The organism is Vibrio sp. 2092 (assembly GCF_033339635.1).
GTDB classification, from domain to species: Bacteria; Pseudomonadota; Gammaproteobacteria; order Enterobacterales; family Vibrionaceae; genus Vibrio; species Vibrio alginolyticus.
This window is the reverse complement of sequence record NZ_JAWOUY010000006.1, coordinates 87815-112061: the sequence shown is the minus strand read 5'-3', so window position 1 is coordinate 112061 and position 24247 is coordinate 87815. Positions and strand designations below refer to the sequence as shown.

General features: G+C 45.1%; 24 protein-coding genes. 10 read left to right on the top strand and 14 right to left on the bottom strand.

Annotated features, from left to right (window positions below; all coding sequences use genetic code 11):
* Nucleotides 1–8 precede the first annotated feature (8 nt).
* Nucleotides 9–956: a LysR family transcriptional regulator gene (locus R7P80_RS12480; RefSeq protein ID WP_042522435.1), complete on the bottom strand. Its 948-nt coding sequence runs from the start codon at nucleotides 954–956 to the stop codon at nucleotides 9–11.
* Nucleotides 957–1048: 92 nt separating this feature from the next.
* Between R7P80_RS12480 and R7P80_RS12475 the strand changes: the two genes are divergently transcribed.
* Complete coding sequence (locus R7P80_RS12475) at nucleotides 1049–2125, top strand: alkene reductase (RefSeq protein WP_025768366.1); 1077 nt, start codon at nucleotides 1049–1051, stop codon at nucleotides 2123–2125.
* Nucleotides 2126–2188: 63 nt separating this feature from the next.
* Here R7P80_RS12475 and R7P80_RS12470 read toward each other — a convergent pair whose 3' ends face one another.
* From R7P80_RS12470 to argR, 4 genes are all read right to left on the bottom strand, one after another.
* Nucleotides 2189–2626 carry a universal stress protein gene (locus tag R7P80_RS12470; protein WP_005379654.1) on the bottom strand — a complete coding sequence of 146 codons (438 nt, stop codon included), beginning with the start codon at nucleotides 2624–2626 and terminating at the stop codon, nucleotides 2189–2191.
* 45 nt (nucleotides 2627–2671) lie between these two features.
* Nucleotides 2672–5251 (bottom strand): TRAP transporter permease, encoded by a 2580-nt coding sequence (locus R7P80_RS12465; protein ID WP_017820274.1) that lies wholly within the window; start codon nucleotides 5249–5251, stop codon nucleotides 2672–2674.
* A gap of 291 nt (nucleotides 5252–5542) precedes the next feature.
* Nucleotides 5543–6511 carry a TAXI family TRAP transporter solute-binding subunit gene (locus tag R7P80_RS12460; RefSeq protein WP_005379657.1) on the bottom strand — a complete coding sequence of 323 codons (969 nt, stop codon included), beginning with the start codon at nucleotides 6509–6511 and terminating at the stop codon, nucleotides 5543–5545.
* 405 nt (nucleotides 6512–6916) lie between these two features.
* A complete protein-coding gene (gene argR / locus R7P80_RS12455) occupies nucleotides 6917–7387 on the bottom strand; it encodes a transcriptional regulator ArgR (RefSeq protein ID WP_005379659.1) in 471 nt (156 codons plus the stop codon).
* Nucleotides 7388–7746: 359 nt separating this feature from the next.
* Here argR and mdh point away from each other — a divergent pair, with 359 nt between their 5' ends.
* Both mdh and R7P80_RS12445 read left to right on the top strand, forming a co-directional pair.
* Nucleotides 7747–8682, top strand: a complete 936-nt coding sequence (gene mdh, locus R7P80_RS12450; protein ID WP_005379660.1) for a malate dehydrogenase — start codon at nucleotides 7747–7749, stop codon at nucleotides 8680–8682.
* Nucleotides 8683–8795: 113 nt separating this feature from the next.
* Complete coding sequence (locus R7P80_RS12445) at nucleotides 8796–8987, top strand: hypothetical protein (RefSeq protein ID WP_005379661.1); 192 nt, start codon at nucleotides 8796–8798, stop codon at nucleotides 8985–8987.
* 93 nt (nucleotides 8988–9080) lie between these two features.
* Here R7P80_RS12445 and ispB read toward each other — a convergent pair whose 3' ends face one another.
* Nucleotides 9081–10052, bottom strand: coding sequence for an octaprenyl diphosphate synthase (gene ispB, locus R7P80_RS12440; protein WP_005383097.1), 972 nt, complete (start codon nucleotides 10050–10052; stop codon nucleotides 9081–9083).
* Nucleotides 10053–10308: 256 nt separating this feature from the next.
* Between ispB and rplU the strand changes: the two genes are divergently transcribed.
* From rplU to folA, 6 genes are all read left to right on the top strand, one after another.
* Entirely contained in the window at nucleotides 10309–10620 is a 312-nt protein-coding gene (rplU, locus tag R7P80_RS12435; protein WP_005383096.1) for a 50S ribosomal protein L21, read from the top strand.
* Nucleotides 10621–10640: 20 nt separating this feature from the next.
* Nucleotides 10641–10898 carry a 50S ribosomal protein L27 gene (rpmA, locus tag R7P80_RS12430; protein WP_005383095.1) on the top strand — a complete coding sequence of 86 codons (258 nt, stop codon included), beginning with the start codon at nucleotides 10641–10643 and terminating at the stop codon, nucleotides 10896–10898.
* A 212-nt stretch (nucleotides 10899–11110) separates the two neighbouring features.
* Entirely contained in the window at nucleotides 11111–12286 is a 1176-nt protein-coding gene (gene cgtA / locus R7P80_RS12425) for an Obg family GTPase CgtA (protein ID WP_005383091.1), read from the top strand.
* A gap of 195 nt (nucleotides 12287–12481) precedes the next feature.
* Entirely contained in the window at nucleotides 12482–13282 is an 801-nt protein-coding gene (locus tag R7P80_RS12420) for a threonine/serine exporter family protein (protein ID WP_005383089.1), read from the top strand.
* Nucleotides 13282–13755 carry a threonine/serine exporter family protein gene (locus R7P80_RS12415; RefSeq protein WP_053306852.1) on the top strand — a complete coding sequence of 158 codons (474 nt, stop codon included), beginning with the start codon at nucleotides 13282–13284 and terminating at the stop codon, nucleotides 13753–13755. Before R7P80_RS12420 ends, R7P80_RS12415 begins: the two co-directional genes overlap by 1 nt.
* 9 nt (nucleotides 13756–13764) lie before the next feature.
* Entirely contained in the window at nucleotides 13765–14244 is a 480-nt protein-coding gene (gene folA / locus R7P80_RS12410) for a type 3 dihydrofolate reductase (protein ID WP_225491717.1), read from the top strand.
* Between the two features lie 257 nt (nucleotides 14245–14501).
* Here folA and apaH read toward each other — a convergent pair whose 3' ends face one another.
* The 6 genes from apaH to lptD all read right to left on the bottom strand — a co-directional run bounded on the left by apaH (nucleotide 14502) and on the right by lptD (nucleotide 21262).
* Nucleotides 14502–15308, bottom strand: a complete 807-nt coding sequence (apaH, locus tag R7P80_RS12405) for a bis(5'-nucleosyl)-tetraphosphatase (symmetrical) ApaH (protein WP_115385709.1) — start codon at nucleotides 15306–15308, stop codon at nucleotides 14502–14504.
* Between the two features lie 15 nt (nucleotides 15309–15323).
* Entirely contained in the window at nucleotides 15324–15704 is a 381-nt protein-coding gene (apaG, locus tag R7P80_RS12400; RefSeq protein ID WP_005379668.1) for a Co2+/Mg2+ efflux protein ApaG, read from the bottom strand.
* Between the two features lie 75 nt (nucleotides 15705–15779).
* The gene (rsmA, locus tag R7P80_RS12395; protein WP_005379669.1) at nucleotides 15780–16589 is read right to left on the bottom strand and encodes a 16S rRNA (adenine(1518)-N(6)/adenine(1519)-N(6))-dimethyltransferase RsmA; all 810 of its coding nucleotides are present in this window, start codon (nucleotides 16587–16589) and stop codon (nucleotides 15780–15782) included.
* Nucleotides 16586–17584 carry a 4-hydroxythreonine-4-phosphate dehydrogenase PdxA gene (gene pdxA / locus R7P80_RS12390; RefSeq protein ID WP_005383085.1) on the bottom strand — a complete coding sequence of 333 codons (999 nt, stop codon included), beginning with the start codon at nucleotides 17582–17584 and terminating at the stop codon, nucleotides 16586–16588. Before pdxA ends, rsmA begins: the two co-directional genes overlap by 4 nt.
* Nucleotides 17574–18857 (bottom strand): peptidylprolyl isomerase SurA, encoded by a 1284-nt coding sequence (gene surA / locus R7P80_RS12385; RefSeq protein WP_065274128.1) that lies wholly within the window; start codon nucleotides 18855–18857, stop codon nucleotides 17574–17576. The genes pdxA and surA overlap by 11 nt, the downstream gene beginning before the upstream one ends.
* 59 nt (nucleotides 18858–18916) lie before the next feature.
* Nucleotides 18917–21262 (bottom strand): LPS assembly protein LptD, encoded by a 2346-nt coding sequence (lptD, locus tag R7P80_RS12380; RefSeq protein WP_225491718.1) that lies wholly within the window; start codon nucleotides 21260–21262, stop codon nucleotides 18917–18919.
* Nucleotides 21263–21528: 266 nt separating this feature from the next.
* On the opposite strand from lptD, the gene djlA reads away from it, so the two are divergent.
* Nucleotides 21529–22383 carry a co-chaperone DjlA gene (gene djlA / locus R7P80_RS12375; RefSeq protein WP_005383076.1) on the top strand — a complete coding sequence of 285 codons (855 nt, stop codon included), beginning with the start codon at nucleotides 21529–21531 and terminating at the stop codon, nucleotides 22381–22383.
* A 142-nt stretch (nucleotides 22384–22525) separates the two neighbouring features.
* Here djlA and R7P80_RS12370 read toward each other — a convergent pair whose 3' ends face one another.
* Both R7P80_RS12370 and leuD read right to left on the bottom strand, forming a co-directional pair.
* On the bottom strand, nucleotides 22526–23308 hold the full coding sequence (locus R7P80_RS12370) for a DUF547 domain-containing protein (protein ID WP_225491719.1): 783 nt from the start codon (nucleotides 23306–23308) through the stop codon (nucleotides 22526–22528).
* Nucleotides 23309–23643: 335 nt separating this feature from the next.
* A complete protein-coding gene (gene leuD, locus R7P80_RS12365; protein ID WP_042522424.1) occupies nucleotides 23644–24246 on the bottom strand; it encodes a 3-isopropylmalate dehydratase small subunit in 603 nt (200 codons plus the stop codon).
* Nucleotide 24247: the final 1 nt, after the last annotated feature.

The window sequence follows — 24247 nt, the reverse complement described above, 5'->3', positions numbered from 1 at the left end:
TTGCTAGGTCATGCTTCTCCGCAACACAAACCATGCCTAGGGCCAAATTCAAATTGAGATCTTAAGCTCATGATATGGTCAATCATTGCTTGTACGCGCCGTGGGCGGTTTGCTCCAGGACGATAGACTAGATAAATAGGCATTGGTACCGTGTGCCATTGCGGCAACACTCTGACTAAGGTGCCACTTTCTAGCTCTTGCGTCATGTTTTGCACAGGTAAGTTAGCGATGCCTAGTCCTTTAAGTGCGCCTTTCAATATTGCTTCTACAGTTGTACTTGAGAAGTTACTGGTTATTGAAACATTGACGGTATTATCGTGTGAGATCAGCGTCCAAGGCCCTATTTCTGAAACATATTGATACCTCAAACAGTTGTGTTTTGTCAGGTCTTCTGGCGTTTCAGGTACGCCGAACTCAGCTAAATACTCAGGGCTAGCAGCCAGGACTCGAGTCGTATAGCCTAATTTTTTTGCGATCAATCGATCATCAACTATCTGACCGACTCGAATTGCCATATCAAAGCCGTGTGAAAACAGATCAACAAAATCGTTCGATGCTTCTAACGCAATTTGTACTTTTGGCCATTGTTTTAAAAATGGCAAAAAGATGTGTTCCGCCATATACGCATCCAACGCTGGTGGCGCGGAAATACGCAGCCGGCCTTGGATCTGTTGTTCCATCTCCAGTACGTCATGGCCAATTGAGTGGAATTCCTCAACTAAGCTTGCAGCACGCTCTAAAACCATTTGGCCAGCTTCGGTGATCACTAACTTTCGGGTTGTGCGCTCTAGGAGTTTGGCTTCAAAGTGTTGTTCGAGTTTGGTTATGGCTTTACTAACAGTAGATTTCGGTAGGTTTAACTCCAGCGCGCACTTGGTTAAGCTCAGTAGTCGACAGCTTGTGACAAAGATAGAAAGCGTTCTAAAGTCAATTGTTTCTAAATTGCGAACAATCACTTTCAATTATCCATATTGTTTCAATATTAATCTGATTATAGTCTGGCACCTCATCCTTAGCCATCAAGTTATTGTCATTTGAGGTAAACAACATGTCCAACTCTGTAGACTTATTTTCTCCTATCGAACTCGGTCAATTAGCATTAGATAACCGTGCTATTATGGCGCCTTTAACGAGAGCTCGTGCTGGCGCAGACCATATTCCTAATGACCTTATGGTTGAATACTACGCTCAACGTGCGAGTGCCGGACTTATCATTGCTGAATGCACCATGGTGATGGAAGGTACGTCTGCTTTTATGGCAGAACCGGGCATTTACAACGAAGAGCAAATCGCAGCTTGGAAAAAGGTAACGGATGCGGTTCATGAGAGAGGCGGTAAGATTGTACTGCAAATTTGGCATGCGGGACGAGCTTGTCATCCTGATCTGAATGAAGGAAAAACACCTGTAGCGGCGAGCGCATTGGCCATTCGTGATGAATTAGTCCATACCCCTTCGGGTAAGCAAGCATATACGGTACCACGAGCACTCGAAGTGGATGAGATAGCTTCCATTGTTGCGGCGTTTAAACAAGGTGCAGAAAACGCCAAGAAAGCCGGCTTTGATGGGGTCGAGATACATGGCGCCAATGGTTATCTTATTGATAACTTCCTTCGTGACGGCTCAAATTTACGTACCGATGAATACGGTGGCTCGGTTGAAAATCGTGCTCGATTTTTACTTGAGATAGTGAAAGAAGTCGTTGAGGTGTGGGGACCCGGAAGAGTCGGTCTGCGTACATCTCCGCTAAATGGATTTAATGACATGAAAGACAGTGATCCAGTTGGTTTGGTGCGTTACTTAGCAGAGCAACTTAATTCTTTCGATCTTGCTTATTGGCACGTGATGCGTGCGGATCTGAAAGGCGTACAAAAAGCAGATGTTCTCAAGCCAGCACGCGAAAACTATCAAGGTCACTTAATGGCGAACGTGGGCTACAGTGCACAAGAAGCGGCAACAGCAATTGCAGAAAACAAAGTTGATGTGGTCGCATTTGGCGTTCCCTTTATCGCAAACCCAGATTTAGTTGAGCGATTTAAGAAAAATGCACCTCTTAATGAGGCGAAACCAGAACACTTTTATTTGGGGGGAGCAGAAGGTTATACCGATTACCCAGTGATGGCATAACCCTTACTTGTTTCATATAAAAAGGACGCTAATGTTAGCGTCCTTTTTCGTTTCTGTATTTACTTAGCCTTGCGGTTTTACGACCATCACATTGATTGGAGAATATTCCACAACCTTACTCGCGACAGAGCCAAGCATTACTTTATTGATTTTAGAGCGCTTGTGGCTTGGCATAATGATGAGATCAGCGCCTAAACGTTCTGCATAATCAAGAATGGTCGCGTAGGCCTTGCCTTCAGCAACATGCACTTGGTAAACCACATCTTCAGCAATATGCTCATTAGCGAAAGTTTTTAGTTGCTGCTTCACGTCTTGCTTCATTTTGGCCGCAGCATCTTTCGGAAAGTATGTGGCAACCATCGACATGTGAATACCAGGTAGTACAGTCAGAAGATGGATTTGAGCATTTGCTTGCTTTGCCTGCCAAACCGCTAGTTCAACCGCTCGGTCTGAAAAGCCTTGGTCATTTAGATCAACCGGAACAAGAATTTGTTTGTACATTCAATGTCTCTCATTAAGGCCCCTTTATCCTCGGGGCCAAATCGGTTATGCGCTCAATTGTTCCTTACGAGCACGACGTTTTTGGTTCATTGCAAGCACCAGCAAAATCATTAAGCATGGTACAAACACCCACTCTTTCATCGGACGGTCTGCATCCTGGATAACCCACTTGATTTCCCAATCAAAGTCGATACCTGCGGACTCTGCTGGACTACCAAATTCAACCATATCGACAATCATTTTGTTGTCACTTTCGGTCAGCATCAGACCCATAGATGAAATACGTGCGTCTGCTGTTGTCGCACTGTCTTCGAATGGAAGACGAACCGTTTTCTCAATGTAGTCGCCCTCAAGGTTTTCACCGGCAACACGTAACTCCAATGATTCTCCTACATTTAGTGTTTCCGTGATTTGAGCTACCTCAACGCCAGGAGAAAGAACTTTCGCTGGGTACAGCATGTCCCACCAAAAACCTGGACGGAAAAACGAAAATGTCAGTACTAATAATAGGACTGTTTCCCACCACTTGTTACGCGTGAACCACCACCCTTGAGTTGCCGCAGAGAATATCAGCATTGCAATGATCGATGAGATGACTGTGAGTGCCAAATGCCACCAAGAGTCGATCCCCATTAACAATAGCTGGGTATTGAACACAAACATGAACGGCAAAATAGCGGTTCGAATATCGTAAGTAAAACCTTGGATACCAGTACGAATTGGATCTGATTTCGCAATTGCTGCTGCTGCAAAAGCCGCAAGGCCTACAGGTGGGGTATCGTCGGCCAAAATACCAAAGTAGAAAACGAACAAGTGCACCGCTATCAACGGAATAATTAAGCCATGCGCTGCGCCGAGCGTAACAATAACCGGCGCCATTAGCGTAGAGACCACGATGTAGTTCGCCGTTGTTGGCAGACCCATCCCCAGAACCAAGCTAATGATGGCGGTAAACAGCAGCATAAGAATGATGCTGCCACCAGAGATAAACTCGACGAAGTCGGTCATCACTAGGCCGATACCCGTTAGTGTAACAACACCAACAACGGTGCCCGCTGCCGCGGTTGCAACGCCGATACCAATCATATTGCGCGCACCAGAAACTAAGCTCTCGGCAAGATCGACAAAGCCATCTTTGGTTTGCTGAAGCATGTCTCCTTGCTTTGACAGCAGTGCAATCAACGGACGTTGAGTCAGCAAAATGAAAATCATGAATACCGTTGCCCAGAATGCCGAAAGGCCAGGTGAGAAACGTTCGACAGTCAAACACCAAACCAATACGACGATAGGGAGTAGGTAGTGCAAGCCTGACTTAACGGTTGGGCCAGGATCAGGTACTTCTGTTAATTCTGCATCAATCTCAATTGCGCCATCTTGCACGTGATTTGCTGAGACTTTCACCAACCCAACGTACGCGATTAATAGTGCGACGGTAACAATTGGTGTCGCGGCATCACCAAAGACGTCCTTTGTCCAACCCACTCCGTAGTAAACCAATGCGCTGATCACACACAATCCTAAGATTGTGCCAGTAAAGGACAGCAGACTTTGTACTAGTGTTGGATTGTGGCGACGAGGAAGGCCTGTCATGCCTGCTTTACATGCTTCAAGGTGAACAATGTAAATTAAAGCAATATAAGAGATTAGCGCTGGAAGTAGGGCAGCTTTAATCACCTCAACGTAGGAGATACCGACGTATTCCACCATCAAAAATGCTGCTGCACCCATGATTGGCGGTGTTAACTGACCATTGGTTGAAGCCGCTACCTCTACCGCACCCGCTTTTGTGCCGGGAAAGCCAACACGCTTCATCAGTGGAATGGTAAAGGTGCCAGTTGTTACTACGTTTGCGATTGAAGAACCAGAAACCAGACCAGATAAACCTGATGCAACAACGGCCGCTTTAGCTGGGCCACCTTTCATATGGCCAAGCAACGAGAAGGCAACTTTAATGAAGTAAGCACCAGCACCAGCGCGTTCCAGCATTGCTCCAAACAATACAAACAAGAAGACAAAAGAGGTAGAAACACCTAGCGCAACTCCAAATACGCCTTCAGTTGTTAGCCACAAGTGAGACATGGCCTTGTTCAAGCTTGCCCCTTTGTGCGCGATAACGTCAGGCATGTAAGGGCCTGCAAAGGTGTAAGTAAGGAAAACAGCAGCCACGACCATTAATGGTGGACCAAGTGCTCGGCGTGTTGCTTCTAAAAGGAGGAGCATACCGATAACAGCAACAACGATATCAACTGTTGTCGGTGCGCCTGAGCGTCCTGCTAGCTCAGTATAAAAAAGGTATATATAGGCTGCTGAAAAGCTGCCTGCCAACGCGAGTATCCAATCAACAAGAGGGATATGATCGCGAGGAGAATTCTTCATCGCTGGATAAGCAGTGAAAGCCAAAAAGATCGCGAAAGTAAGGTGGATAGATCGCGCTTCCGTGTCGTTCAGTACGCCAAAATTGAAAATAAATGGTAACGGGGATGCGTACCATAATTGAAATAGTGACCAACACAGAGGAACAAACCAAAGGATTCGTCCTTGCATTCCCGAAGGGCTACGTGCACCTGTGTCTGCCTGAGCCACCATTTCTTGCACATCTTGTGACGGAGCTTGATTCGTCGCCATGTACTTTTTCCTTATTATTGATGGTCCTGTCTGATTTTTATCGAGAACCACACTTCGCCTCTATCAGTGTAGTGAATGGAGCGAAGTTTGCTTTCGAGTATTTTGCTGCCTGAACTCAAAGTGTTGATTGTTGGATACTCTGTTAGGCGGCGTTTAAGTTTTCTTGGGTATGAGCTCGCAGTTTTCAGAAGAAAACTGGCGAATGAAGCATACAGTTAGAACGTGCTACAACCTGTATGCTCAAACAGGCAGAAAATACTCTTTCCTGCCTGTATGTAGAGTCTGAGGTAATTACTTAATTAGACCCATTTCTTTGTAGTATTTTTCTGCACCTGGGTGAAGAGGAATAGAAAGACCAGCTTTCACCATGTCTTCTTTCTTCAAGTTTGCGAATGCAGGGTGTAGACGTTTGAAGGTATCAAAGTTTTCAAACACAGCTTTTGCCACGTTGTAAGCGACATCGTCTGAAACATCAGAGGTCGTTACCATTGTTGCTGCAACACCAAAGCTGTTTACGTCTTTGTCTGTACCGCGGTACATACCAGCCGGTACTGAGCTAAAGGCGTAGTATGGGTTGTCGGCAACAATTTTATCGATTTTAGGGCCTGTTGCTGAAACTAGCTTCGCATCACATGATGTGGTTGCTTCTTTGATTGAACCGTTCGGGTGGCCGACCATGTAAATGAAGGCGTCAATTTTGTTATCACAAAGTGCCTGAGAGCGTTCAGAGCCTTTTAGCTCAGACGCCAATTTGAAGCTGTCGTTTGTCCAACCCATCGCTTCCATGACAACGCCCATCGTTGCACGGTCACCAGAGCCTGGGTTACCGATGTTTACTCGCTTACCTTTCAGGTCTTCAACGTTTTCAATACCTGAATCTGCACGCGCAATGATGTTGAAAGGTTCTGTATGAAGAGAGAACATTGCGCGTAGCTTCTTGTACGGGCCTTGTTCTTCAAACTTGCTCGTACCGTTGTAGCCGTGGTACTGCCAATCCGATTGCACGATACCAAAATCTAATTCGCCTGCACGGATAGTGTTAACGTTGTAAATTGAGCCACCAGTCGATTCTACTGAACAACGGATGTTGTGGTCTTTACGACCTTTATTTACCAACTTACAGATAGCACCACCAGTTGGGTAGTAAACACCTGTCACAGAGCCAGTACCGATGGTAATAAACTCTTGAGCGTTAACTGCGCCTGCGCCCATTACGGCTGCAGCGATAGCGCCTACTTTGAGAAGTTTGTTAAATGCCATGAATTTCCCTTCCTTATATTCATTATTTACCCGGAAATAACCATAAATCACTTCTGGAGTTTCCTATTTGGAAACGGCACCTTTTTCAATCCAATCGTTTGAAAAAGCGAGCGAATCATAACAAAAAATTGGCAGAAAATTATCCAATTGTTAAATGTTATAGTTGATAAGTCTGAATTTTGTATCAGGGGATAGGATTCAATTTGTGATTTAATTCTTTTTATAACAATTACTTAATTAACGTTTAGTGACTGAAATGAAAAAGATCAATTGCGTGATGTTAATCACAAAATGGGTGGTTAAAGAACGAGCGGAGTAAGCAAAAAATTTACATAAATTATGGGCTACAAAATGAGACTTCTTTTATAACCCACAATGAGTTAGCTGATTGAAGCTTTATAGAACTTAACCAGTATATTCGAACAGCTCGCACACTGATTTGAAGAGTTGCTCAGTCGTAATTGCCATGGTTGGCGTAATGAAAATGGTATCGTCACCCGCGACAACGCCAAGAATACCTTCGGATTTACCGAGTGAATCAAGCAAGCGAGCAATCAACTGTGCTGCACCTGGGCCGGTGTGAATTACCACTAACGCTGCATTACGATCGATGTCTAGTACCAGTTCACGCAGAGAGCTGCTGACTGTTGGGACACCTAGCTCAGCAGGAAGACAGTAAACCATTTCCATTTTTGCATTGCGCGTACGGACGGCGCCAAATTTAGTCAGCATACGTGAGACTTTAGATTGGTTGATACTCTCAAACCCTTGCTGTTTGAGTGCGTCAACAATCTCGCCCTGTGAGCCAAAGCTTTCTTCTTTTAACAGGGCTTTAAAGGCGCGAACTAAGTTGTCTTGTTTTTCTGAATTGCGCATAGTCATTACAAATCTCTTATTACGGGTCAGCAATTTTGCATATTCTCGCATATATATTCAGGCGGTGCCAAAGAGTCCCAGGATTATGTTAGATGCGTCACTGTAAACTATATACCACATAGAATTCTTTAGCGCGCTGAAGTAGGGCTGTATCTGTTTTCTTGAATTCCTTGTCATTTCAACAGAATAAAAGAATAATCCAAGCCCCATTTGTAGCACGGTAACAGCGAGTTGCGCGAGGTCGCAAAGCTAGCGTTAATTGATTGTAATCAAGTTGTGATTCCGATAGCTTTATTTAAGTTGGTTACAAACTACCCTACGAATACGTTTATAAGAGAAATACTCTCAAGGAGAACTACATGAAAGTAGCCGTTATTGGTGCCGCTGGTGGCATCGGTCAAGCCCTGGCCCTTCTACTTAAGAACCGTCTTCCTGCTGGTTCTGATCTAGCCCTATATGATATTGCTCCAGTAACTCCTGGTGTGGCCGCTGATCTTAGCCACATCCCTACGCCAGTTTCTATCAAAGGTTACGCTGGTGAAGATCCTACTCCAGCACTAGAAGGCGCGGATGTTGTGCTAATTTCTGCTGGTGTTGCGCGTAAGCCAGGTATGGATCGTGCGGATCTATTTAATGTAAACGCTGGTATCGTTAAATCGCTAGCGGAGAAGATTGCGGTTGTTTGTCCGAAAGCTTGTGTTGGTATCATTACAAACCCTGTAAATACAACAGTGCCAATTGCTGCTGAAGTTCTTAAAAAAGCGGGTGTTTATGATAAGCGTCGTCTATTTGGTGTAACAACGTTGGATGTTATCCGTTCAGAAACGTTTGTTGCTGAGCTAAAAGACAAAGATCCAGGTGACGTTCGCGTGCCAGTAATTGGTGGTCACTCTGGCGTAACGATCTTACCTCTACTGTCTCAAGTGGAAGGTGTTGAGTTTACAGCTGAAGAAGTAGAAGCATTAACGAAACGTATTCAAAATGCAGGTACTGAAGTTGTAGAAGCGAAAGCGGGTGGTGGTAGTGCAACACTATCAATGGGCCAAGCTGCATGTCGCTTTGGTCTGTCTCTGGTTCGTGCTCTTCAAGGTGAAGAAGGCGTAGTTGAGTGCGCTTACGTTGAAGGCGACGGCGAACACGCGACTTACTTTGCGCAACCTGTGAAACTGGGTAAAGAAGGCGTTGAAGAAGTACTAAGCTACGGCAAACTCAGCGATTACGAAAAGTCTGCATTAGACGGTATGCTAGAAACACTAAATGGCGACATCAACATTGGTGTTGAATTCGCAAAGTAATCTAGAAAGCCTATATAAGAAGAAAGCCGATCATTTTGATCGGCTTTTTTGATCCTTGATTTCTCAACTTCGTAAAAATGGTCGAATAAAACCACGTAGTGAAGGAGAAGATGATGGAAGCGAGTCGAATCCGTAAAGGCATGGTTGTTGAGTGCCAACAAGGCGTCGGTACGATATTAGTGGTCGACCATGAAGCAGAGACGGTATTGTTGTCCAAACAAGGGACTGAACAGCAACTCGCCGTTAGCTTTGATGAAATAGAAGATGATCCACAACTGCATGGCGGTAGTGACAGATATTACTAGCGCCTCGGGCGTCGTCATTAGGTATCAAACGTAAAAAAGGAAGAGTATGCTCTTCCTTTTTGCTATAAGTCTTGCGTTATGGGTAGCTATTGATTACTTCGTGCGTTGTACTGCGACATGAGCCAGAGTAACAAGCGCTTGTTTGTATTCAGACTCTGGCAACACTGATAGTTCTGCGATTGCTTTGTCTGCTTCTTCTAGAGCTTTTTGCGTTGTGTATTCCAGAGAGCCTGCTTCTTTCATGACCGCAAGAATTTCTTCTAAGCGATCCATGCCATTCGCTTTCTCAATCGCTTCACGAATCATGATGGCGTTTTCTGGTGTGGTATTACGCATAGCATGGAGTAGAGGTAAAGTTGGCTTGCCTTCGGCCAAGTCATCACCCACATTTTTACCCATGTCTTCGCCATCAGAAGTGTAATCCATGACGTCATCAATGAGCTGAAACGCAGTGCCTAGATACTTACCGTAATTTTGCATTGCGATTTCCACATGCTCAGGAGCATCATTTAAGATTGCACCGATTTGAGTTGCGGATTCAAATAAGCGCGCAGTCTTAGAGTAGATGACTTGCATGTAGCTTTCTTCTGTCGTGTCAGGGTCGTTACAGTTCATCAACTGCTGTACTTCACCTTCGGCGATCACGTTTACGGCATTGCTCATTAGTTTAAGGATCTTCATGGATCCTAGTTCCGTCATCATCTGAAATGAGCGTGTATAGATAAAGTCCCCAACTAATACGCTAGCCGCATTGCCAAATGCTGCATTCGCAGTGGCTTTACCACGGCGCATGTCTGATTCATCTACCACGTCATCATGCAGCAAAGTCGCTGTATGGATGAACTCAATAAACGCAGCTGCCATTGTATGACCATTGCCTTGGTAACCAAGTGCACGGGCTGACAGTATCGCTAAAAGCGGTCTTAGACGTTTGCCTCCACCACTCACGATATAAAAACCGAGCTGGTTGATTAAAGAGACATCAGAATTAAGTTGGGCTTGAATTGTTTCATTCACTTTTGCCATGTCATCGGCAGTAAGCGCTTGGATAGTTTTAAAATCCATCGTATATCCGGCTGAAGTTAGACCCTGCAAGGCTTATTCGATTTATATAATTGTCGAATAATACACTAAAAAACGTTGATTAATACATTACTAAAGGGCATGATTGCCGCACTTTTCTTTGGCGATTAGCTTTTCGCCAATTTTTTCAAAATATGGCTTGTCATAGGAGCATCTATTCTGTAGAATCTGCGCCCTATTGATGATTAGTTTAGCGCACACCCTCAAGAAAGGCTGTGCGGAAAAAGCGGAGTAAAATATGTACGCTGTTTTCCAATCTGGTGGTAAACAACACCGTGTAAGCGAAGGTCAAACTCTTCGTTTAGAGAAATTAGACGTTGAAACTGGTGCAACTGTAGAATTTGATAAAGTTCTTCTTGTTGCTAACGGCGAAGACATCAAAGTTGGTGCTCCTCTTGTAGAGGGCGGCAAAATTGTTGCTGAAGTTGTACAACACGGTCGTGGCGATAAAGTTAAAATCGTTAAGTTCCGTCGTCGTAAGCACTCTCGTAAGCAACAGGGTCACCGTCAGTGGTTCACTGAAGTGAAGATCACTGGTATCAACGCTTAATCTATTAGGAGAGTTTAACAATGGCACACAAAAAAGCTGGTGGTTCTACTCGTAACGGCCGCGATTCAGAAAGCAAACGTCTAGGTGTTAAGCGTTTCGGTGGTGAATCTGTACTTGCAGGTAACATCATCGTTCGTCAACGTGGTACTAAGTTCCACGCTGGTAACAACGTAGGTATCGGTAAAGACCACACTCTATTCGCTCTTACTGAAGGTAAAGTGAAGTTCGAAGTGAAAGGTCCTAAGAACCGTAAGTTTGTAAGCATCGAAGCTGAGTAATTAGGTTTTTAACCAAATTACTTAATAGCTTTAAGCTGAATTCAAAAGCCCTGCCGAATCGGCGGGGTTTTTTATTTGTGGCAGTCGACATATCGAAGTTTCTCGCTAAGATCCTAAGCGATTTGAATCTGGGAGCTTAGATCTGTCATCTGCTAAAATTGTCGGATGACATAGTAAGATTTAATCCACGCACGAAGTAGTCGGAGTAAAAGATGAAGTTCGTAGATGAAGCGGTAGTAAAAGTTCAGGCTGGTGATGGCGGTAGTGGCGTTGTCAGTTTCTGGCGTGAAAAATTCATCACTAAAGGTGGCCCTGATGGCGGTGATGGCGGTGACGGTGGTGATGTTTATATCCAAGCCGATGAAAACCTAAATACCCTGATTGATTACCGTTTCCAGCGCTTCTACGAAGCTGAGCGTGGTGAAAACGGTCGCGGTGGTAACTGTACAGGTAAGCGTGGTAAAGACATCGTTCTTCGTGTACCTGTGGGTACGCGCGCTGTGGATATCCACACAAATGAAATCGTGGCGGAAGTTGCTGAACACGGTAAGAAAGTGATGATCGCAAAAGGCGGTTGGCACGGTCTAGGTAACACGCGTTTCAAATCTTCAGTAAACCGCGCGCCTCGTCAGAGAACATTGGGTACAAAGGGTGAAGTACGCGAAATTCGCCTTGAGCTATTGCTTCTTGCTGATGTGGGTATGCTTGGTCTACCTAATGCTGGTAAATCAACCTTTATCCGCGCAGTATCAGCAGCAAAACCGAAAGTCGCTGATTACCCATTCACGACTTTGATCCCAAGCTTGGGTGTCGTAAGTGTCGTACCAGAGAAAAGTTTTGTTGTTGCAGACATCCCTGGTTTGATCGAGGGTGCAGCAGATGGCGCTGGCCTTGGTATTCGATTCTTGAAGCACTTAGAGCGTTGTCGAGTGTTGCTGCACATGATCGATATTATGCCAATTGATCAGTCCGATCCGGTGCAAAATGCATTGACGATCATTGATGAACTAGAACAATACAGCGAAAAACTGGCAAGTAAGCCGCGCTGGTTAGTGTTCAACAAAGTTGATCTAATGCCTGAAGAAGAAGCGAATGAGAAGATCCAAGAAATCTTAGACGCACTAGGTTGGGAAGACGAGTACTTTAAGATCTCGGCGATCAATCGTAACGGTACTAAAGAGCTTTGTTACAAACTGGCTGACTTTATGGATAACCTACCTCGCGAAGAGGAAGAAGTGGCTGAAGAAGATAAAGTTAACTTCATGTGGGATGATTACCATAAAGATGCGATGGCGGGTAAAGACGTTATCACTGAAGATGACGACGACGATTGGGATGACTGGGACGATGAAGAAGATGACGGTCACGTTGTCTACGTTCGTGACTAATCAGAACGGTCAAACAATGCCTGTTTGCCTATAATTCATTAAGCCGCAATTATTTATTGCGGCTTTTTTTGTATCTAAATCATATTTAGGTGATGTGATTTACGGCACAATAACCGATACGTCGTGTTTTTTGAGGGTTAGTTTGGCCCTCGCGCGTATGAATGAGTAACACCCTAAAAGGAATTAGACTTATTTATGACTCTAGAAACCATACCGCCTAGAGAGTTGGCGGTATCTACTCAACGATCGATTTCTCGTCTTGTCGCCCAAGCCGGACAAATGCTACTTGCTCATGGTGCTGAAAGTACTCTTGTGAGCGATATTATGCGTCGTATTGGCCTAGCTTGTGGGGTGAATGAAGTTGCGGTAGCACTATCAGCTAATGCATTGGTTGTGACGACGGTAATGGATGGGCATTGCATCACCACCACCCGAAGCTGCGCTGATCGTGGCATCAATATGCGCGTTATTACGCAAATTCAACGAATCTGTATCATGATGGAGCGTGGTCTGCTCGATGCAACCATGGCGCAGAAAAAGCTGAACGCTATCAGTCCAGAGCGTTATAACCGCTGGTTGGTGGTGTTTATGATTGGCTTGTCTTGTGCGGCATTCAGTCATCTAGCTGGTGGTGATTGGGGAGTCTTCATCATGACCTTTTTAGCTTCAGCTGGTGGCATGATCGTTCGCCAAGAAATTGGTCATCGTCATTTCAACCCTCTATTGAACTTTGCTGCGACCGCTTTTGTGACTACCTTAATTTCAGCACAAGCGGAAATTTACCAAATCGGTAATCTACCTACCGTAGCAATGGCATCGTCAGTATTAATGCTTGTACCTGGTTTCCCACTCATTAACTCTGTCGCAGATATGTTGAAAGGCCACATTAATATGGGGATTGCTCGATTTGTGATGGCTAGTTTACTAACGTTGGCGACATGTTTGGGGATCGTTGCTGCGATGAGTGTAACTGGAATTTGGGGGTGGGCAATCTAATGAGTTTATTTGAATTGATGTTTGGCCTGTTGAATGACATGTTTTTTGCGGCGATTCCCGCCGTAGGATTTGCATTGGTTTTTAACGTGCCACAAAGAGCTTTAGTGTATTGCGCTGTTGGTGGTGCGATTGGTCATGGTAGCCGCTACTTGATGATGCAGTTTGGCATTCCTATTGAGTGGGCAACCTTTTTTGCTGCGACGTTAGTTGGGATGATTGGTGTGTACTGGTCTCACCGTTTTCTCGCGCATCCAAAAGTGTTTACTGTGGCTGCTTTGATCCCGATGGTGCCGGGTGTGTTTGCGTACAAAGCAATGATCGCTATGGTAGAGATCAATCATGTTGGCTACTCACCCGAGCTTGTCGCAACCTGTATGGAAAACTTTCTTAAGGCCATGTTTATTATTGCAGGTTTAGCTGTTGGTCTTGCGGTTCCAGGGCTGTTATTCTATCGCCGCAGACCAATTGTATAAGGACCTAACATGATCATTAGTATGATTGCCGCGATGGCCGACAATCGCATCATTGGCAAAGACAATCAAATGCCTTGGCACCTTCCCGCTGATTTTGCTTGGTTTAAGCGTTGTACCATGGGTAAACCGGTTATTATGGGACGTAAAACGTACGAGTCTATTGGTCGCCCTTTACCAGGTCGCTTGAATATTGTTATTAGCCGTGATGAGACACTAAAGATCGAAGGCGTCACTACCGTAACATCGATTGAGCAAGCTTTGGACGTGGCTGGTGACGTGGAAGAAGTGATGATCATTGGTGGTGGTGCGATTTACGCATCTTGTCTGCCGATGGCCAATAAACTGTATGTAACACACATTGAAGCGGCCTTTGATGGTGATACTCAGTTCCCAGATTGGGGAGACGAGTTTAAGGAAACTTACTCAGAAATGTATCAAGCCGATGAGAAGAACGCCTACAACATGCGTTTTACGGTGTTAGAGAAGTAATTCGAGATTAAAACGGGGTAATGCCGTTCGTATAGCAGCGAGCGGTCATCCCAACCTACCGTCATCCTGAAAAGCGACGAACGAGCGAGGTTCAGGAGCCTCTATACGAGTACTTTGTTGTCAAAGGTATTTCTATCTATTCGCAGCGCGAGGATATTAGATTCCTCGTCTCGTTAAGGCTCGTTGGAATGACCCTACAGGAGGTGTTAAGTGACAAGTATTCTTCCTACTATGGATTATCGACTGTTATTCAGTGTTTAACTTAACGCATCCTGAGTAAAAATTTTCTTATCTTCCCAACGGATCATGGTCAGGCTTCCGCCCCAAACGCAGCCAGTATCTAGCCCGATGACTTCGTTGTTCATATAGCCTTGTAGTGCTGCCCAGTGCCCAAAGAGCACCGCTTTATTTAAGTGAATACGTTTGGGCACATCAAACCATGGAATAAGTTTGTTACCGGAAACTTGTTGCGGTGGCAATTTACAATCCATATCCAAACGACCATCAGGGAAACAAAAGCGCATCCGCGTAAAAGCATTGATAATATAACGGTATCGCTCCAAACCCTGTAGAGAGTCATCCCAAGAATCAGGTTGATTGCTGTACATGTTTTTTAATAGCCAAGGGAGCTTTCCACTTTGGATGATGCGCTCAACTTCACGGGCACACTTTCTCGCTGTTTTTAGATTCCACTGCGGTGATATGCCAGCATGACACATCACGAACTCGTCATGCTCGGCCAATAGAGGTTGCTGAGCTAGCCATGTCAGTAATTCCTCTTTGTCAGGGGCCGTGAAAATAGGTGCGGTTCTATCTTTGTCTTTGACCTTTTTTATCCCGTGAGCCACTGCGAGAAGGTGAAGGTCGTGATTACCAAGCACCACGATTGCGCTTGCGCCAAGTGACTTCACAAAGCGTAACGTTTCTAGTGATTTAGGCCCTCTGGCGACCAAATCACCAGCAAGCCAAAGTTGGTCTTTTTTCGCAGAGAAAGATACTTTTTCTAGTAGTCGCTGCAATTCATCAAAACAGCCTTGGATGTCACCAACAATATAGGTAGCCACTGAATCTCCAATTTACTAATTTAAAACATTTGGAACAGCCAAGCGAAATGGTTCGATTTCGGTGATGAACTCTTGCCCTTTCTCATCCAGCATTTTGTAGTGTCCTTGCATAACGCCGACAGGGGTTTCTAACGCGGTTCCGCTACTGTACGTGTATTCATCATTGCTTGGAATAAAGGGCTGCTGGCCTACCACTCCGTCACCTTCAACCGTCATTTGCTTGCCATTCGAGTCTGTGATTAGCCAGCGGCGGCTCACTAACTGTACGGTTTGCTGGCTAAGGTTTTTGATGGTGATGATATAAGCGAAAACGTAGCGTTGTAGCTCTGGGTTGGACTGTTCTTCGATGTATTTGGTGTGAACTTGAATTTTGATGCAAGGTTGAATGACGTCCATGTGCACTCCTCAGAAACGTAATATCCCAATAATAATAAGCCAAACCTACAAGGGTTTGGCTCATTGTTTGAGTTCTTAGTGCTGCGGGTTATCCGCAAGCCAGTTCGCCATTGCGACGAATTGTTCTAGCGTCAGGTTCTCTGGACGCATGCTTGGATTAACACCTAGTTCTTCTAGTACTTCTGTGCTTAACAACGATTTGTAGCAGTTACGAACTGTTTTACGACGTTGGTTAAAGCCTTCACGACAAACGCGATCGAGCAAACGCAGATCTTTCGCCGGGCATGGCAGCTCTTCGTAAGGTACTAAACGAACAACGGCAGAATCCACTTTCGGTGGTGGAACGAATGCCGTTGGCGGTACTTCCAGTACCGGTACCACTTTACAGTAGTACTGAGCCATTACCGTTAAACGGCCGTAAGCTTTGCTGCCAGGGCCGGCGGCTAAGCGGTTTACCACTTCTTTTTGCAACATAAAGTGCATGTCTTGAATGTCTTTATGGAACTCAAAAAGGTGGAACATCAATGGTGTAGAGATGTTGTACGGCAAGTTACCAAAAATGCGCAGCTTGTTGTTTGGCTTCACTAGTTGAGTGAAGTCAAAACGCATAGCGTCACCCTCATGGATGGTCAACTTATCTGCCAGTTCAGGGTGAGTACGTAGGCGTTCCGCCAGATCGCGGTCTAATTCGATAACTGTGAACTTATCTACTTCACGACCTACTGGCTCAGTAATTGCTCCAAGACCAGGACCGATTTCAACCAGGTTTTGACCTGGTTTTGGGTTAATCGCTGATACGATTCCATCAATAATGTATGGATCGTTCAGGAAGTTTTGACCAAAACGTTTACGCGCTTTGTGTCCTAAATGGACATCATTTCTCATTGTTTCTTCTCTACCAAATCTATCGCATGCGTGAGCGCTGTTCGGAAACTCCCTGTATCCGCTTGACCTGTCCCTGCCAGATCTAATGCAGTACCGTGGTCCACCGATGTTCTAATAAAAGGTAGACCAAGAGTAATGTTTACTGAACGACCAAAGCCTTTGTATTTTAATACTGGCAACACTTGATCATGGTACATGCCTAAAACAGCATCAGCATCATTTAAATATTTTTCATTGAAAATGGTATCAGCCGGCAGAGGGCCGATCAGGTTGATACCTTTTTCTTGTCGAATTTTTTCCAGTGTCGGAGTGATGGTTTCGATCTCTTCACGACCTAAGCAGCCATCTTCGCCAGCATGAGGGTTAAGCCCGCAAACGTAGATGTTTGGTTGTGCGATAGCAAACTTTTCTACAAGGTCTTTATGAAGAATATCGATGATTTTTTCTAATCGCTCTTCGGTGACAGCTTTGGACACATAAGCTAAAGGAATATGTGTTGTAACCAGCGCCACGCGTAGTCCTTCCGTTGCTAGCATCATTACGACTAGCGGCGTTTGTGACTTCTCGGCGAAAAATTCAGTATGACCACTGAATGCAACACCTGCGCGATTAATCACCCCCTTATGAACAGGGCCGGTGACAATAGCATCAAATTCATCATTCATACAGCCTAAAGCCGCTCTTTCTAGCGTTTTTAGTACATAGTGGCCATTCGCTTCATTGAGCTCGCCTGCGACCGCAGGTTCCGATATTTGGATATGGTCAACGATAAGCGTGCCCGCTTTTTGTGCTTTAGGTGCTTCTTCTGGATTGTAATCAGACAGTTGGACTTCGATGCCAAGCTGCTTGGCTCGCTCCGTCAGCATATTCTTATCGGCACAGACGACAATTTGGTGCGCCCAATCTTCTTTCGATAGGGCAAGCACTAAGTCTGGGCCGATACCCGCAGGTTCCCCTGCGGTTACGACAATTCTACGAATTGTATTAGTTGTCATTGTTGTCATCCACGATTTCAACAAACGCACTTGCGCGTAGCTCTTGCATCCATGCGCCCGCTTCTTCATTAAATTTACGGTTAAATAGAATACGGTAAGCTTTGTTCTTCATCGCTGAGTCAGTACGGTCAACTTGGCGACGATCCAACACTTCAACGATATGCCAGCCGTGAACGGTTTTGAACGGTTCGCTGATTGAGCCAACTGGCAGAGTTTCTACTTGGTGCTTGAATTCTGGCACGTAAAGATCTGGTGTTTGATAACCTAGTTCACCGTCTTGTGCTGCCGAGCCAGGATCTTGACTGTATTGTGTTGCCAATTGAGCGAACGTTGCTTCACCGGCTTTGATGCGGCGTACAAATTCATTCAGTTGCTTCTTCGCCCCTTCGTCGCTCAGAATCACTGTTGGTTTAATCAAAATATGACGCGCATTTACTTCCGTTACCGCAACCGTTTCTAGGCCTTTTACATCCTCTATTTTTAGGATGTGGAAACCAACGCCACTACGGAATGGACCAATAATGCTGCCTTTGTTTTGCATCTTGATCTGATCAGCAAAGATGGTTGGCATCTCTTCTTTACGCATCCATCCCCAATCACCACCCTGTAAAGCTTTAGGACCTTTTGAGTAGGCGTAGGCCATCTCCGTAAAGTCTGCACCTTCGTTTAGCTTTTTCGCGAGCGCTTTAGCTTCTGCTTCTACAGCTGACTTTTCTTTATCGTCAGAGAAGCGCAGTTGAATGTGTCCAATTTTGTATTGAACAGTCGCATTGGTTTCTTGTGATAGTTGCTCAGCAAGGCTATCGACCTCTGCTGGAAGGATATTAATACGGCGACGAACCAGTGCATTGCGAGCTTCTGATGCGGCGATTTCCTTACGAATTTGTTCGCGGAATTCTGGGTAACTTAAACCTTCACTTTCTACAGAAGCAGCGAGTTGTTCTACCGATTGCTCATTATTACGTGCGATCTCTGCAATCGCTTGGTTTAAACGGTTGTCGTCAATACGCACACCAATACGGTCTGCTTCTTGGCCTTGCAACGTATCAATGATAAGTTTTTCAACGACTTGTTCTTTTAACACGCTGGTAGAAGGTAAGCTCTTTCCACTTTGACGAGCGTTGGCTTGCAGCGTTTTCATCGCTGTTTCGATGTCGCTTTGTAGAACTACACCGTCATTCACGATGACCGCAACCTTATCGATCTCTACTGGTGCTGCAACCGCTCCGCAAGAGAGTAGGGTCGTGAATAAGATTGATTTCCAAATTTTCATTTAAAATTCCGTCAGTATTTTTGAATAGGCGTCTTATTCATTTAAGACGCCTATTTTGATTAATTGTTCAGATAGAATGGGCGGCCGTACTTAATCGCGTTGTCAGAACCATCCAGTTCTTTGACAGCAGTGTCTTCACGCTGGTTAGTCGCAAAGCCTTGAATACCGAAGTTAACGCTGAAGTTATTTTCGTATTCAGGTGATGCCCCGGTGCTGCCGATAGCTTGGTCTTCCCAACCAAGCAATTGGTTTGAGTAAGTGACGCCAATGTACCAACAGTCAGATTGGTAACGTAGGCTCGCTAACCATTCTAGGTCCGCATTTTCATTGAGGTCGTAGTAGTATTGACCACTCGCAGACCAGTTCGGGTTGAACTCGTAGGCCGCTACAATACCTGCTTGAGAAATACCTTTACGAGTAATTGTGTCTAGGTTTTCGAGAATGATCGTATCTTCGATGTATTCACGCGTAACGTAGCGATAGTTACCCTGAATAAAGCCGCCGTTGAATTGGTATTCCAAGGTACTGTTTGCCAACTGCATGGAGCTCAAATCAATATCGTATTGAATTCCACCGTGATAGAACAAGTAATCGTTGTAGTTGAAATCAGCTTCAATCGCCCATGATGAGTAATTGGTTGTCTCATCCGGAAGATTTGGGCTGTTGCTCAGTTTGGTCTTTTTATCGAAGTAGTAAATCTGACCAAATGAAACGTTAAGACGCTCTTTATAGTCATCATCAAAGAAGCGAGTACTCGCACCGTAGCTTAACTGGTTCGCCGAGGCGATTTTATCAATGCCACTGTACTTACGACTGCGGAATAGCCCGTAGTAGTCGGTTTGTAGCAAGGTGGTATCGTAGTTGTAGATGTTGGTCTGATCTTCTTCAGGTACGTACAAGTACTGCAGCTGAGGCTCCAGTGTTTGGGTGTAGCCCTTGATCCAGCTTGTATCTCGCTCTAAGTAAAGTTGCGCATGCGTACGGAACTCAGGAATAACACGAGAAACTTCATCATCCAACTGGTTTTGCAAGTTTACATCTGTCAAACCCGTTAAGTCTTGAGAGTAATACGTAGAGAGCACACGCGCTTCTGTTGTCCACGTTGCCCATGAGTTTGAGAGTGGTAATGTAAGCCCTGGTTCAATGTGAACACGGGTCGCATTTGGTCGCGCAGCATCGCTGGTATCGAAGCGGCTGACTTGGCTCTTCACGTCAAAGTTAAGGTAGTCTCCCCACAACGGCGTGTAGTAGTTCAAGTCTAACTGAGGAAGCAGGCGATAAGGGCGGTTCTCTTCTTTCAATAAGATTTGGAAGTCACGAACGGTTAACGAGGCATCCCAGAAGTCAGAACGATATTGTACTTGTCCTTCTTGAACCAGTTGACCATCTTCACGGTTACCAATATCGGAGTCGAGATCGAGGAAGTAATCAATATCACTCACTTTTGAGTAATCAACTTTGACTATCCACTGTTTATTGATGATACCGTCGTGTTTAACTTGGTAGCCCCAACGAGACTCGTCCTGATATTTGCGATCACTATTGAGGTATTCGCCTTTGATTTCCCCATTTCCCCAACCATCTGTTAGGTAGCGGAAATCAGTATCGAGTTTTGTACCACGTTGCTGCATATAGAGCGTGGTGAGTGTCATGTCATATTGAGGCGCGATGTTCCAATAGAATGGCACCTCGACTTCCATACCATCACTAGAACCGTACGATAAAGAAGGGAAGAGGAAACCCGTTTTACGCGTATCTCCAATTGGCATGGTTAGATACGGCACATAGAAAACAGGCACATCTAACACTTCAAATCGAGGGTGGTGCAGCGTCGCTGTCTCTTCATCTTGGTCAACATCGATGCCTGACGCAACCAATCGCCATGAATTATCGCCTTGAGGGCACGATGTGATAGAGCCGTCTTCGAGTTCATAAACCGACTGACCTGTGCGGGCGATATAGGCTGCAGTGCCTCGGCCTTGTTGGCAAAGGAACTGATAATCGGTGTTCTCAAGTGAAAACGTATCTTGATTAATGTCGTTAGTAACACGAGCAGATCGAGCTTTGACTTGGCCGTCATTGAAAGTCACGTTGCCTTCGGCAACCACGACGTTGTCTTGTTGGTGCAGCGTTACGCTATCTGCGGTAATTTTCTTCTGGCCTTGGGTGACTTGTACATTACCTGAGTACTGAGCTTTGTCACCATTGATGGCTTGCAGGGTGTCAGCTTCTACCACTACTGGGGTATTAAGAGCGTCCTCCTCGCCACTTGTATCGACCAAACATTGATCTGTGGCGGGCATTTCCTGCACACTATCATGGATATTCGCTTCAGCTTGAGTGGTGGGTACAAACAAGGCGGTGCTGATAGAGGCCGCTAAAAATGTGCGGGAGAAATGTTGCATTGAATTGAACTTTCCTGTGTCACTACTACTCGATGGCTATAGGGCTTGTTGTACCCTAGCGTAATAGCCAAATGAATCAACTATAGTCGCATTTATCCCAGCGTATTGATTCACTGTGGCATAATGACGACAAAATAGCTGCAAAGATAAGCAGGCGAAATGGCCTAGCCGAAATAAAACTAATTCCATTATCATAAAGGAAATCGTTGCATCCGGCACTATAAGACCGCCGTCGTCGATAAAAATTCATTGATAGAGAACACATAATGCATATTTTTGGCAAAATTCTGGGTGCCTTTTTTGGCTTGTTACTTGGCGGGCCGCTAGGTTTACTCTTTGGCTTATTTATTGGCCATCAATTCGATAAAGCACGTCGCTTGAGTCAAGCCGGGTTCTCTACTGGCGGCTTTGGAAAAGGGCCAAGTCAAGCTCAGCGCCAAGAAGAGTTTTTTAAAGCGGCGTTTGCGGTAATGGGACATGTGGCAAAAGCGAAAGGCCAAGTCACCAAAGAGGAAATCCAACTGGCTTCAGCCATGATGGACCGCATGAATTTGCATGGCGAACAGCGTCGCGCAGCGCAAGACGCGTTTCGTGAAGGTAAAGACAGCGACTTTCCGTTAGAAGATGTTCTTGTTCGTGTGAAAATTTCGACAGCTGGTCGCTTTGACTTGTTGCAATTTTTCTTAGAGCTGCAAATCTCGGCGGCCTTTGCAGATGGCTCGATCCACCCGAGTGAACGAAATGTACTACACAAGATTGCACGTGGTTTGGGTTTCTCTTCTGAGCAATTAGAGCGTCGTTTGCAAATGCAAGAAGCCGCATTTCGTTTCCAAAGCCAGGGCGGTTTTCATGGTCAGCATCAAGGCCAATCTTCAGGTGGTAGCTGGCAACAAGCTTCACAAGCGGATCAGTTGGCCGACGCGTACAAAATTCTGGATGTGTCTTCAGATGCAGACAGTAAAACCGTTAAGCGTGCTTATCGTAAACTGATGAACGAGCATCACCCGGACAAATTGATGGCTAAAGGCTTACCACCAGAGATGATGAACGTCGCGAAAGAGAAATCTCAAGAGATTCAAAACGCTTACGATCTTATTAAGAAGGTTAAAGGCTTTAAGTAGTCGGACGTTTTCTATCAAACATTTGGATGTAAAAAAGGGCACTCAGTGCCCTTTTTTTTCATGTCTTAGTCTTTGAGTTGCCGGTGTCTTTAGCTTTTGGCCTATTATGTCCCTAATGCTAATTGACCTCACATCCCCCAGTTTAGTTGGCTTGATTCAAGTCCCAATCGTATTCGTATTTCACTTTGCCAGAGAAGTTTTTGTATTGCGGTGCGTACTTTGCGATGTGTTTGAAGATTTGTTTTTCTCCACCAAAGTCCGTTGCAAACCAATCATAAATAGAAGACAGCTGTGCCGTGTTACCTTGGATAGATACGCCTTTGCTGCTGTTGATAAATGTTTTGGCGGCACTATCCAGTAGAGCTTGCGTGTTGTCAGCAGTGAATGCTTGAGATTGCAGATTAGGGCATCCTAGGCTGGCACAGTTAACCGCGTAATGCGTTCTTGGGTCATTCCAAATTGGACGCAAAATTCGATGTTCAATATCGTTTAAAGTTAGATCCTTCCCATTGACCACGACCACATCGTCTCCCCAAGGACCAAAGCTAAATAAACCACCTAGCTTGGTGATTGATTCGACTGGATAGTTATCCAAAATAAGATCTACCGTGATGGCGTTGTAAAGGTTTACCCAATAGGCATATTGCTCTGCTTGGTTGTATTGTAGAGGGTCTAGTTTTGCCAAACGCTGGATGTATTGTTTCAGCTTAGTTTTATCGACAGAGGAGACTTGGCTATAACGAAACAAGGTATTCTCGCCTTGTTCAACTAAATAAGTATCGAGCAGTTGTTGCCATTCTTGATGAGAAATTTGGGTTTGGTTGGCTTGATTCGATTGTTTCCAATATAGCCATAAGTCGGATTTTGGAGCGGAAAATGTCGAGAAAGAAACCAGAGCACACAACAGCAATAACAGACGCTTCATAGAGATACCTTTGAATGAGATATTGTTGATAGTGTAGACCAGTTTAGTGCTTGTTTTCTTTCAGTAATCAGTGGCCTTTATTCGCCGTCATTCTGAGGAGCATAAGCGATATCAGGAATCTAATACCCACAAAATCTTGAGTAAAGACAGTATGAATCTGCACAGTGCGCTCTGGCAGTCGCTCCTGAATCACACTCCTTCGTCGCTGTTCAGGATGACGAATTTCAACAGAGGCGTTCGGTATTCCGTAAGCAAAGCGATATAAAATCAGTTGTCTAAATAATTAAAAGGGCCGACAATTGCCAGCCCTTGATTTGTGTATTTACTAACGCGTCTTAACGCAAGAAGCTCGGAATATTCGCTTCGTACTCGGCAATCTTATCTTCGTGCTGAAGGGTTAGACCAATGTTGTCCAAACCGTTTAGCAAGCAATGACGACGGAACGAATCGATTTCAAAGCTGTACTCTTTGCCGTTGGCGCGAACCACATTCGCTTCTAGGTCTACTTCCACTTCTGCGCCTTCATTCGCCTCAACAAAATGGAAGATTTCATCCACTTCTTGCTCAGTCAAGCGAACTGGTACCATTTGGTTGTTGATCGAGTTGCCGTAAAAAATATCGGCAAAGCTTGGAGCGATCATCGCTTTGATGCCGTAATCCGCCAGTGCCCACGGTGCGTGCTCACGAGATGAGCCACAGCCGAAGTTCTCACGAGCCAGCAAGATAGACGCGCCTTGGTAGCGAGGTGCGTTCATCACGAACTCTGGATTTGGCTGTTCGCCAGCATCGTCTAGGAAGCGCCAGTCATGGAATAGGTGCTTACCAAACCCTAGGCGGGAGACCTTTTGTAGGAACTGCTTTGGAATGATGGCATCAGTATCAACGTTCGCTGCATCTAGAGGAACAACTAAGCCTGTGTGTTGTTTAAAGCCTGACATT

Excerpts from the sequence above, each read along its gene's own strand:
- argR (WP_005379659.1), bottom strand. The coding sequence starts at position 7,387 with ATGCGCAATTCAGAAAAACAAGACAACTTAGTTCGCGCCTTTAAAGCC.
- djlA (WP_005383076.1), top strand. The coding sequence starts at position 21,529 with ATGCATATTTTTGGCAAAATTCTGGGTGCCTTTTTTGGCTTGTTACTT.
- R7P80_RS12420 (WP_005383089.1), top strand. The coding sequence starts at position 12,482 with ATGACTCTAGAAACCATACCGCCTAGAGAGTTGGCGGTATCTACTCAA.
- R7P80_RS12445 (WP_005379661.1), top strand. The coding sequence starts at position 8,796 with ATGGAAGCGAGTCGAATCCGTAAAGGCATGGTTGTTGAGTGCCAACAA.
- R7P80_RS12470 (WP_005379654.1), bottom strand. The coding sequence starts at position 2,626 with ATGTACAAACAAATTCTTGTTCCGGTTGATCTAAATGACCAAGGCTTT.
- pdxA (WP_005383085.1), bottom strand. The coding sequence starts at position 17,584 with ATGACAACTAATACAATTCGTAGAATTGTCGTAACCGCAGGGGAACCT.
- R7P80_RS12415 (WP_053306852.1), top strand. The coding sequence starts at position 13,282 with ATGAGTTTATTTGAATTGATGTTTGGCCTGTTGAATGACATGTTTTTT.
- leuD (WP_042522424.1), bottom strand. The coding sequence starts at position 24,246 with ATGTCAGGCTTTAAACAACACACAGGCTTAGTTGTTCCTCTAGATGCA.
- lptD (WP_225491718.1), bottom strand. The coding sequence starts at position 21,262 with ATGCAACATTTCTCCCGCACATTTTTAGCGGCCTCTATCAGCACCGCC.
- rplU (WP_005383096.1), top strand. The coding sequence starts at position 10,309 with ATGTACGCTGTTTTCCAATCTGGTGGTAAACAACACCGTGTAAGCGAA.
- cgtA (WP_005383091.1), top strand. The coding sequence starts at position 11,111 with ATGAAGTTCGTAGATGAAGCGGTAGTAAAAGTTCAGGCTGGTGATGGC.
- rpmA (WP_005383095.1), top strand. The coding sequence starts at position 10,641 with ATGGCACACAAAAAAGCTGGTGGTTCTACTCGTAACGGCCGCGATTCA.
- mdh (WP_005379660.1), top strand. The coding sequence starts at position 7,747 with ATGAAAGTAGCCGTTATTGGTGCCGCTGGTGGCATCGGTCAAGCCCTG.
- folA (WP_225491717.1), top strand. The coding sequence starts at position 13,765 with ATGATCATTAGTATGATTGCCGCGATGGCCGACAATCGCATCATTGGC.
- R7P80_RS12370 (WP_225491719.1), bottom strand. The coding sequence starts at position 23,308 with ATGAAGCGTCTGTTATTGCTGTTGTGTGCTCTGGTTTCTTTCTCGACA.
- ispB (WP_005383097.1), bottom strand. The coding sequence starts at position 10,052 with ATGGATTTTAAAACTATCCAAGCGCTTACTGCCGATGACATGGCAAAA.
- apaG (WP_005379668.1), bottom strand. The coding sequence starts at position 15,704 with ATGGACGTCATTCAACCTTGCATCAAAATTCAAGTTCACACCAAATAC.
- surA (WP_065274128.1), bottom strand. The coding sequence starts at position 18,857 with ATGAAAATTTGGAAATCAATCTTATTCACGACCCTACTCTCTTGCGGA.
- R7P80_RS12465 (WP_017820274.1), bottom strand. The coding sequence starts at position 5,251 with ATGGCGACGAATCAAGCTCCGTCACAAGATGTGCAAGAAATGGTGGCT.
- rsmA (WP_005379669.1), bottom strand. The coding sequence starts at position 16,589 with ATGAGAAATGATGTCCATTTAGGACACAAAGCGCGTAAACGTTTTGGT.
- R7P80_RS12475 (WP_025768366.1), top strand. The coding sequence starts at position 1,049 with ATGTCCAACTCTGTAGACTTATTTTCTCCTATCGAACTCGGTCAATTA.
- R7P80_RS12460 (WP_005379657.1), bottom strand. The coding sequence starts at position 6,511 with ATGGCATTTAACAAACTTCTCAAAGTAGGCGCTATCGCTGCAGCCGTA.